Annotated in this window: 11 protein-coding genes; 7 read left to right on the top strand and 4 right to left on the bottom strand. The window is 60.7% G+C overall.

The window, feature by feature from the left end; all coding sequences use genetic code 11:
* From ACH2EH_RS24125 to ACH2EH_RS24110, 4 genes are all read left to right on the top strand, one after another.
* Positions 1-554: HisA/HisF-related TIM barrel protein (locus ACH2EH_RS24125; RefSeq protein WP_395145828.1), on the top strand; the 554-nt coding region annotated here is incomplete at its 5' end.
* A gap of 4 nt (positions 555-558) precedes the next feature.
* Positions 559-879 (top strand): hypothetical protein, encoded by a 321-nt coding sequence (locus ACH2EH_RS24120; protein ID WP_395145826.1) that lies wholly within the window; start codon positions 559-561, stop codon positions 877-879.
* 4 nt (positions 880-883) lie between these two features.
* Complete coding sequence (locus ACH2EH_RS24115) at positions 884-1225, top strand: hypothetical protein (protein ID WP_395145824.1); 342 nt, start codon at positions 884-886, stop codon at positions 1223-1225.
* Positions 1226-1227: 2 nt separating this feature from the next.
* Positions 1228-2076 carry a hypothetical protein gene (locus ACH2EH_RS24110; protein ID WP_395145822.1) on the top strand — a complete coding sequence of 283 codons (849 nt, stop codon included), beginning with the start codon at positions 1228-1230 and terminating at the stop codon, positions 2074-2076.
* Here ACH2EH_RS24110 and ACH2EH_RS24105 read toward each other — a convergent pair.
* From ACH2EH_RS24105 to ACH2EH_RS24090, 4 genes are all read right to left on the bottom strand, one after another.
* Positions 2051-2683: a hypothetical protein gene (locus ACH2EH_RS24105; RefSeq protein ID WP_395145820.1), complete on the bottom strand. Its 633-nt coding sequence runs from the start codon at positions 2681-2683 to the stop codon at positions 2051-2053. The genes ACH2EH_RS24110 and ACH2EH_RS24105 overlap by 26 nt on opposite strands.
* A 36-nt stretch (positions 2684-2719) precedes the next feature.
* Positions 2720-3475 carry a glycosyltransferase family 2 protein gene (locus tag ACH2EH_RS24100; protein ID WP_395145818.1) on the bottom strand — a complete coding sequence of 252 codons (756 nt, stop codon included), beginning with the start codon at positions 3473-3475 and terminating at the stop codon, positions 2720-2722.
* Positions 3476-3563: 88 nt separating this feature from the next.
* Positions 3564-4175, bottom strand: a complete 612-nt coding sequence (locus ACH2EH_RS24095; RefSeq protein ID WP_395145816.1) for a response regulator transcription factor — start codon at positions 4173-4175, stop codon at positions 3564-3566.
* A 10-nt stretch (positions 4176-4185) separates the two neighbouring features.
* Positions 4186-5073, bottom strand: coding sequence for a S1C family serine protease (locus tag ACH2EH_RS24090; RefSeq protein ID WP_395145814.1), 888 nt, complete (start codon positions 5071-5073; stop codon positions 4186-4188).
* 95 nt (positions 5074-5168) lie between these two features.
* Here ACH2EH_RS24090 and ACH2EH_RS24085 point away from each other — a divergent pair, with 95 nt between their 5' ends.
* From ACH2EH_RS24085 to ACH2EH_RS24075, 3 genes are all read left to right on the top strand, one after another.
* Positions 5169-5594: a hypothetical protein gene (locus ACH2EH_RS24085; RefSeq protein WP_395145812.1), complete on the top strand. Its 426-nt coding sequence runs from the start codon at positions 5169-5171 to the stop codon at positions 5592-5594.
* 266 nt (positions 5595-5860) lie between these two features.
* The gene (locus tag ACH2EH_RS24080; RefSeq protein WP_395145811.1) at positions 5861-6967 is read left to right on the top strand and encodes a hypothetical protein; all 1107 of its coding nucleotides are present in this window, start codon (positions 5861-5863) and stop codon (positions 6965-6967) included.
* Positions 6951-7829 carry a metallophosphoesterase gene (locus tag ACH2EH_RS24075; RefSeq protein ID WP_395145830.1) on the top strand — a complete coding sequence of 293 codons (879 nt, stop codon included), beginning with the start codon at positions 6951-6953 and terminating at the stop codon, positions 7827-7829. The genes ACH2EH_RS24080 and ACH2EH_RS24075 overlap by 17 nt, the downstream gene beginning before the upstream one ends.
* Positions 7830-8009: the final 180 nt, after the last annotated feature.

The raw sequence follows: 8009 nt of genomic DNA, 5'->3' as shown, positions 1-8009 counted from the left end.
CCAATCACCCCGTCATAAAAGCCATTCTGGCGGCAGTGAGCATTCCCGTGCAAGTGGGCGGGGGCTTGCGCACGCCCGAGAAAGTGGCGGCGATGCTGGCGCTGGGCGCGAGCCGGGCGATTGTGGGCACGAGCGCGGCGGGCAACCCAGCGGCGATTGCGGCTATACTCGAAAAATACGGCGAGTTTGTGATTATTGGGGCCGATGCGAGCGAAGGGTTTGTGGCGACCCACGGCTGGAAAGAGACCACAGGCGAGCGCGTCGAGGACTTTTGCAAGCGCATGGCGGCTCTGGGGGCGCGGCGCTTTCTCTTTACGGATATCGCGCGTGATGGCATGCTAGAGGGCGTCAACGTGGAGGCCACGGCGGCGCTCGCGGAGGCGGTCGGGCTGCCGGTGATCGCGTCGGGTGGGGTCGCTGGGATTGCGGATATTGAACAGCTCACCGCCGTGCAACAAAGGGGCGTAGAAGCTGTCATAATCGGCAAAGCACTCTACGCAGGGCGGCTGTCGCTAGCTGATGCCCTGCGGGTAGCCGCAAAGAGGATAGAATAAACTCATGGGACCAGGCGAGACATTTTCGTTTATCTTTTTCACTATTTTTGGATTTGCAGGTTTCAATGCAGTTCTGAAGCACCGGGTGAAGATGGCGGAGATCAAGGGGCCGCCACGGGGTAGCTCGGTGGATATTGCCACACAAGCCGCCATTGAGGAGCTGCGCCAGGAAGTACGCCAGTTGCGAGACACCACTATGCGCTACGACATGTCCTTTGATACCGCCCTCACCCGAATGGAAGAGCGCGTGGATCGCATCGAGACGCGTGCCTACACAACCACTGCCGCCAGCGACCCGCTCGCACGCCTAAGATCGGAGCAATAAAGACATGGATGGGGGACTAGTTGCTGTTTTTATCATACTGGTTATCTTCATTGGTATTATCTCGATCATCGGGGTAACTTCCTGGCATAAACAAGAGCTGGAGAAGATTCGTGCCCGGAAGCAAGGCGAGGGCAGTACGGTTCAGATGAGTGATGAGCTTCGGGCGGAACTCAGGGCGCTCAAGGAACAAGTTCTAGCCCTGCGCGATACCACCACCAAGTTCGATCTGTCTTTCGATGCGATCCTGGATGGTGTGGAGGAGCGCCTGAAGCGTGTGGAGGAGCGCCAGCTTTCGCAGAGCTACCAGACTACCGATGATGCGCAGAAGCTGACGGCAGGGCGCTAGCGATGCAGGAGTCCAAAGATCCACCACGGCGCAAGTGGGTGCCCACGGGAACTATCCGTAAAGAGGCGCTCTCGGAGCTGAGTGGGTTAGCGGCGAGTCGGCGGTATCCGGGGATTTTCTGGGCGCACAATGACAGTGGGGATCACTCGCGCCTCTTTGCGATCCACGCCGATGGGAGTTTTGTTGCAGAGATCGAGGTCGAGGGCGCGGCCAATAAAGACTGGGAAGATATCGCGCTCGACGACAGGGCACTCTATGTTTCTGACATGGGAAACAATGGCAACAAGCGCGACGATCTCTGTATCTACAAGCTCACCGAGCCGGCGCCGAAAAACTCCCAGGTGAAGGCGCAAAAAATCCGCGTGGCCTACCCCGATCAAACAGAGTTCCCTCCCAAGAAAACCGAGTGGCGCTACGACTGCGAATCACTCTTTGTTTTTCGCGGCAAGCTCCACGTGCTCACGAAGCACCGGCTGGCAGGCTCGCCGTTCTTTCCCTCGGACAGCACCGTCCTCTATCGGCTGGACCGCGAAGACCTGAAGAAAGTCAATACGCTCACCCGTCTTGATAGCCACACGCAGCTCGGCGGCTGGGTGACTGCGGCGGATTGTTCCCCAGATGGCAAGACACTGGCGGTACTGACCCACTTACCCGTTGCCTCTGTCTGGCTCTTCGAGCTGACTGGGGTCGGCGACAAGCTCCTGAGCAAGCCCGTCAAGCGGCAAGTGTTTCAGGGTGCCAAGCAGTGCGAGGCCCTCTGTTTTTTAGATAACCAGACCCTGCTACTTGGCAACGAGCAACGCGAGCTCTGCCGCGTCGAGTTGCTCACGCGGGCTTGGCAGCGGCTTTGATCAGCTCCAAAAGCGTGATGGCGCGGTCAAAGAGCAGTACACGCTCGGCGTAGGCAGCGATCGCTAGATCCTGAACGACGGTCTTGGGCGCTTTACTGGGATCTTTGGCGTACTCCTTGGGCACGCGCTTGCCACCGTAGAGTTTCTCACTCTGGCGCTCGATCTCACTTCTCTGGCTCTCGGTGAGCAGCTCACGGACGAACTCCACGAGCTCTGCCACTGTCTTACGGGTCGCTTCCAGGCGGCGTGCGGCGGAGAGGCGCTGTGTCTCCCCGACGCGTTTCTCAATGGAGTCGGGGAACGCACTCTCGGCAATGGTCTGCGCCCGTGCCTTGGCGACTTCGGGAGCAAGCTGTGCAAGTGCCTCGTCGTCTTGTCGGTTTAACTCCATGGCGCGCTCCCGAGCTTTTTTCAAGACGGGCAAGAGCTTCTCGATCTGAGGAGAGGTAAGCTTGAGGGGCACGAGCGCCTGAAGTAGCCCTAGATCCGCAATCTGTTCCTGAACCACCAGCACGGTCTTAGCAATGTCGGGTTTAGGCGGCTTTTGTTGGGAGGAAGGCGCCTCTTGCGGTGCAAGAAGGCACAGAGCGATGAGCAGAACATTCATGGTGCTCTATTGTAGCATGTCAGAAGGCAAGGGCAATTAGCCTGAGAAGCGGTACTTGAGCAGAGTTCCTATAGCCTGTAGAAAGTCTGAGGGACGAATCTTCTTGCCCTGGGCGAGCGTGCGCGCCCGGTACTCGATGGGAAGCTCGTGGATCTTGATGCCCCGCTTGAGCACTTTGGCGGTCACTTCGGGGCAGAAGTCAAAGCGCTCGGAGTGGAGGGGGAACTGTCGCAGGACATCCATCTTGAACATCTTGTAGCAAGTTGCTTCGTCGGTGAGGTGTGCGCTGGGAAAGAGAAGATTGGCTGTGGTGGTTAAAAGAAAGTTCGCCAGGCGGTTGGCGGGCTGCATGTTCTCGATTTTACCCGCAAAGCGCGAGCCATAGACCACCTGGGCCTCACCCGAGAGGAGCGGTGCGAGCAGCCGGGGGTAGTCCTCCGGGTTGTACTCAAGATCGGCGTCTTGGACGATCAAATAATCGCCCGTTGCGGCTCCAATTGCCGTCACAATCGCCGCGCCCTTGCCTCTGTTTTGGGGATGGTAGAGCACTCGCACATTCTCCCAGACCCCCTCAACCTCGCTCTGGAGCAGCTCGCGGGTGCCGTCGGTGCTTCCGTCATCCACGAGCAATATCTCCATCGGCACGGGCACGGCACGGATGCGTTCCAGAATCTGTAGGAGCGTGTTCTTCTCGTTATAGACGGGGATTACGACCGAGAGTAAGTACGTCGCAGCGCTCATTGCGAGCGCCCGCTCCGTGGATTTTGGAGGAGCCAGGGCATCAGTGACCATTGTACCTAGGATACCACTGCCTGGCTTACTTTTGTTCCGGGTTGTGAGCTGCCCGGAACAATGAGGTTGATAAAATTACCAGGAATGCTTAGAGCGCGATCAGGCCGCGTCGTGCTCCTGAGGTGACGGCTTCCGTGCGGCTGGCGGCGCCGAGCTTGGCGAGTATCTGGGCGACGTGGAACTTGGCGGTGTGCAGGGTGACACCGAGCTTGTAGGCGATGAGCTTGTTGGGCAGCCCCTGCGCCATGAGCGCGATCACTTCCAGTTCGCGAGGCGTGAGGACATCGTCGGTGGGAGGGGGGACGCTGCTGGCCTGTGCTTCGTGGACGACCAAGCCCGCCGCCGCTGACTGGAGAGCGAGAGCGAGGGTGGTGGCATCCGAGTCGCGGCCTAGATACCCCCAGCCGGGCAGTGTGCTGGCGGCTTGCAGGAGGGGCAGCTCGCGGCTGGGGGTCTCGCCCAGCGCGACCAGTGCGGGCGGCTCGGGCATGCGAGAGAGAATCCCGATGAGCTGCTCCAGGCCGTCGCCGTCGTAGAGGATCGCGTCAGGAGTCAGGCCGGGGAGCATCCGTGTGAGTGTCTCCGTATTGCCCGGAAGCTCCCCCTGCACGCAGATCGCGTCCGACTCGCGCAGCAAGGCCGCCAGCCCGGCGCGCACCGGTGCGTAGGGCGCAACAATCAGCGTGCAGATTTTTCTCATATGCTCTTTCTTACGCTGGCGAGGCTGCTGCGGTTCCAGTGAATGTGTGGCGGTTGCCTCCGCGTAGCAGCTCCAGGGTGAAAGTGCGCCCTGCGGCCAGCCGCTCTCGAATGCCGGAGACATCATCGAGGGGCGCACCATCCAGGCTAATGAGCGTGTCGCCCATCAAGACACCCGCAGCATCGGCGGCGCTACCGGGCTCGACATGGATTACCAGCAAGCCGCTCTCCTGGGCAAGGGAGTGCGTGACACGCAGGGCATCCGGCAGGGCGACGCACTGCATCTTCAGGCCCAGATAGCCGCGCGGGACGCGCCCGTGCTGGAGTAGCGCGGCGACAACCCGTGCTACCAGCGGCGTGCCCAGCGCGACTCCGAGCCCGCGTCCAAAGCCCCGGTTGAGTAGCCCAATGAGCGTTCCGTCGGCGGCGAGGAGTGCCCCACCAGAGCTACCCGGGTAAAGATCGGCATCCGTGCTCACAATATACTCGGGCGTGCCCGCTGTCTGTGTGGCCTGCACGGATGCGACAAGGCCCAGGGTCGCTACCAGGCCGTAGTCACCAGGGCGGGATACTGCTAGTGTAAGCTGCCCGAGGCGCGGCTCGAAGCCCTCAACAGGGCGTGAGATCGGGGCTAAATTCGCCGTGACCCGTAGTGCTGCTAGATCCGTCTCCGGGTCACGGCCTATCAGGATGGCGGGAAGGCGTGTGCCGTCGTGGGTGATGACAAAAAGCTCCTCATCGCGCTCGGTGCCGTGGCTTGTGGTGACAATGACTCCCGGCTCCCAGACGAGGCCGCTTGCCGTCAGTCGTGTGCCATCATCTACCCGGACGAGAGAGTTTCCCGCCGTGCTGACCAGCGTGGCCAGTGCATCCGAAAAAGAAGAAAGTTCGTTGCTCATGGGCATAGAATACGCGCTGAGCGTTTGCCGTGCCCCGGTCAAGAGAGTAGGCGCTGTCCCTACCCATTTGAGGTGCAGTTGCGGTATCCTGAGCCATGCAAAAGCAGCGAGTGGCCCCGGATGCGCTGGAGATTTTTACGGCATTTCTGGATCTGGTGCTGGGCCTTTTTTTTCTGTTCACGTTTGTGCAAAATACCCGTGCGCTTCCACCAAGCAGGGCGTGGGACGACCGCTTTCTCACGTGGGTGGTCGCCGTGGCTGCACTCGCCTTTTTGGTCGGTTGTGTCGCGACATTCCTGAGTGCACGCCGTGTGGCAGGCTCGGCACATGGGATTGCTGCGCTAGGGCTGTCAGGGCTCGGTTTGTTCATTGGGGACTCGCTTCTTGCAGGGCGGGGCAGTTTCACGACAGTTCCGTGGACTGGCATCATGATTATTGCGGGGCTGCTTGGGTTTTCATTACTCTTTGGGTGGTTTGCGTTGCGGGGATTAAAATCGCATTCGAATGAGCCTTTTGTATGAATCCATAATCCGCCCCGTGTCCGCCCACTGAAAGTAGGCGTCTAGGTAGCCTGCAGCTGCAAAGCCCGTGCCGGGCTGTAGATTCGGTAGCCCGGCACGGGCTTTGCGGCGGCCCCGCAGGGGCATTTGAATGGCGCTTCGCGCCCGCCATTGCAGACGCCCCATTTCATGGGGCGGATGACGATTTGTGAAAAAGGCTCGAATTGCTCTGACGTTTTGAAGTTAAATAGGATAAAATAGCTCTAATAACGCGGGAGGATTGGGTAATGAAACTAAATCGACGTGGAATGTTTTCTCTGATGGGCGGCACAGGTCTGCTCTGGCTGGCGGGCTGTGGGGGGGGCGCATCTACTCCAACTGGATCGGTGACGCGGGCGACCCAGGAGCGTGTGGGCAGTGTGGTGCGCAAGCTCTTCTCAGGCGGCGCGATGTTTGGAGCCGTGGACGGCATGGGGGCCGTGCGTGGCAATGCGACGGCAGGGATGGCCGGGGGCGCTGCTCCACCATCGCCCAGTGCTGATATTAGCTACACAGGTGGCAATGTCCCGCAGCTGGGTGCGTTTCTGAAGAACATGGCAAGCGACGGCCCTGTCTCACGGGCCAAGCGCATCAGCCGTGGAGAAGACACAAAGCCTGATATTGCTGTGGGTGAGTCCATGCCCCCGTACTACTGGGAGCCGCAGCCGACATTTTACTTTGACTACTACCTCGGGCTCTGGACACAGACCAGCTACAAAGACGGTGAGAGCCGCTACGATCTCTACGAGGACGAGGCGAAGGCCAAGCCTGCCGGGGAGATTGTTAGCACCTGGCCGACGAGCTGGGAGACATTTCCTCAGGTCTGGAAATCGAGCCATAAGTTTACAGCAGGTTTTCTGAAGGGCGCACACGGCTCGTCGGAGAATGTCACCAACGCGGGGTGGTCGTCGGGTAGCTCCAAGTACGAGAATGTCTACGCCGATGGCTGGAAAGACAAGGGCGCGAGCAACTGGGGAACCGGGGGGTCGTCGTGGTTTAGCCGTAGCGAATCCGAAGATGGCAAGGTCTGGAATGAGTCCGCGGGCTCGTGGCGCAACGACGGCTCGGGCGGCACCCGCATGAGCACGTCGGATGGCTACGAGGCGATCTTCACCAACAACCCCGATGGCAGTGGCCGTGGAACCGTCAAGGGGCCCGAAGCCGGGCTGCCCGCGACCATCACCTGGGACAACCAGGGGAACGTGACGATCCGTTATGCCGATGGCACTGTCGAGCGGTTCAATCGCTGGGGAATCTACGGCGGCGGTGGTGGCGGTTACCCAGTTCCGATGATTCTCGAAGGTGATGGCAGCGTCCGTACAGACACGGCGGTAATGTCTGAGCCGAAGGGCTAAGCCCTCACGGCGTGCACTCCTGCGCCGCTGGCTGCTCTCTGGGGGAATCCTGGGGAGCGGCACAGCGGCGCTTGCTGTTTATGGTCGGCACGAGGCGCATCAGCCTGTAGTCGAGAACGTTACCATCACGCTCCCCACACTTCCGCTTGCTTTTGATGGCCTCCGCGCCGTTGTTCTTGGCGATCTGCATGTCTGTCCGAGCTTCCCCGCATCAAATCTCGCGCCCGCACTGGCCTTGGCAAAAGCCGCCCAGCCCGAGCTGGTTCTGTTGGTGGGCGACTATGTTTGTGATCGGGAGGGAGACTACGGGGCAGACATGGCTTCCTGCATCAGTGCCCTAGAACCGCTGGCTCGAAGTGCTCGGCTGGGAGCCTTCGCCTCTTTTGGGAACCATGACTTTCCCATGCCGCCGCTTGATCCGCCCCACGCGCTCTGGGCGAGTGCGGGGATCGTCCCGCTCTTGGATTCTGCCGCGCAACTTCAGAGTGAGAAAGCGCTTCTCTGGCTCGTTGGGCTACGCAGTGCGATCTCTCGCCCCACCAACCCGCAAACCGTGCTCGGCACTCTGACCAACAAAGGCACGGCACCGCGCCTTCTGCTCTGGCACGAGCCGGATCGCGCCTCGCTTGCCGCAGAGGCGGAGGCGTCGCTCATGCTTTCTGGTCACACGCACGGCGGTCAGCTCGTGGTGCCCGGAGTGGGGCCACTGCGTCTGCCGCGAGAGGGGCGGCGCTACCCGGCAGGCCTTGTCTACGTCGAGGGCATGCCGCTCTACACGACCCGTGGTGTGGGGGTACTCCCTCCTCGCATGCGCATTAACTGCCCGCCGGAAGTGACAGTTCTGACACTAAAGCGGGGGTAGGCCGCGCCTAGAATAGTGCTTGCCAGTGGGGACGGAGTGAGTCGCCTAGGGGAGGGATGAGCAGGCCGAGCAGTGCCAGCACCGCAACGCCGAGTGCGAAACCCAGGAGCATCTGGGGGAAGCCGCTGTTCAGGAGCCGTCGGAGTGGGGAGGCGGGTTTAGGGTGCTTCTCGTGGAGCG

The sequence above is a fragment of the Armatimonas sp. genome, assembly GCF_043760365.1.
In the GTDB taxonomy this organism is placed as follows: Bacteria; Armatimonadota; Armatimonadia; order Armatimonadales; family Armatimonadaceae; genus Armatimonas.
The sequence above is the reverse complement of the archived record's forward strand: the minus strand, read 5'-3'. Positions and strand labels throughout refer to the sequence as shown.

Coding starts and splice junctions, on each gene's coding strand:
- ACH2EH_RS24120 (WP_395145826.1), top strand. CDS start 559: ATGGGACCAGGCGAGACATTTTCGTTTATCTTTTTCACTATTTTTGGA.
- ACH2EH_RS24115 (WP_395145824.1), top strand. CDS start 884: ATGGATGGGGGACTAGTTGCTGTTTTTATCATACTGGTTATCTTCATT.
- ACH2EH_RS24110 (WP_395145822.1), top strand. CDS start 1,228: ATGCAGGAGTCCAAAGATCCACCACGGCGCAAGTGGGTGCCCACGGGA.
- ACH2EH_RS24105 (WP_395145820.1), bottom strand. CDS start 2,683: ATGAATGTTCTGCTCATCGCTCTGTGCCTTCTTGCACCGCAAGAGGCG.
- ACH2EH_RS24100 (WP_395145818.1), bottom strand. CDS start 3,475: ATGGTCACTGATGCCCTGGCTCCTCCAAAATCCACGGAGCGGGCGCTC.
- ACH2EH_RS24095 (WP_395145816.1), bottom strand. CDS start 4,175: ATGAGAAAAATCTGCACGCTGATTGTTGCGCCCTACGCACCGGTGCGC.
- ACH2EH_RS24090 (WP_395145814.1), bottom strand. CDS start 5,073: ATGAGCAACGAACTTTCTTCTTTTTCGGATGCACTGGCCACGCTGGTC.
- ACH2EH_RS24085 (WP_395145812.1), top strand. CDS start 5,169: ATGCAAAAGCAGCGAGTGGCCCCGGATGCGCTGGAGATTTTTACGGCA.
- ACH2EH_RS24080 (WP_395145811.1), top strand. CDS start 5,861: ATGAAACTAAATCGACGTGGAATGTTTTCTCTGATGGGCGGCACAGGT.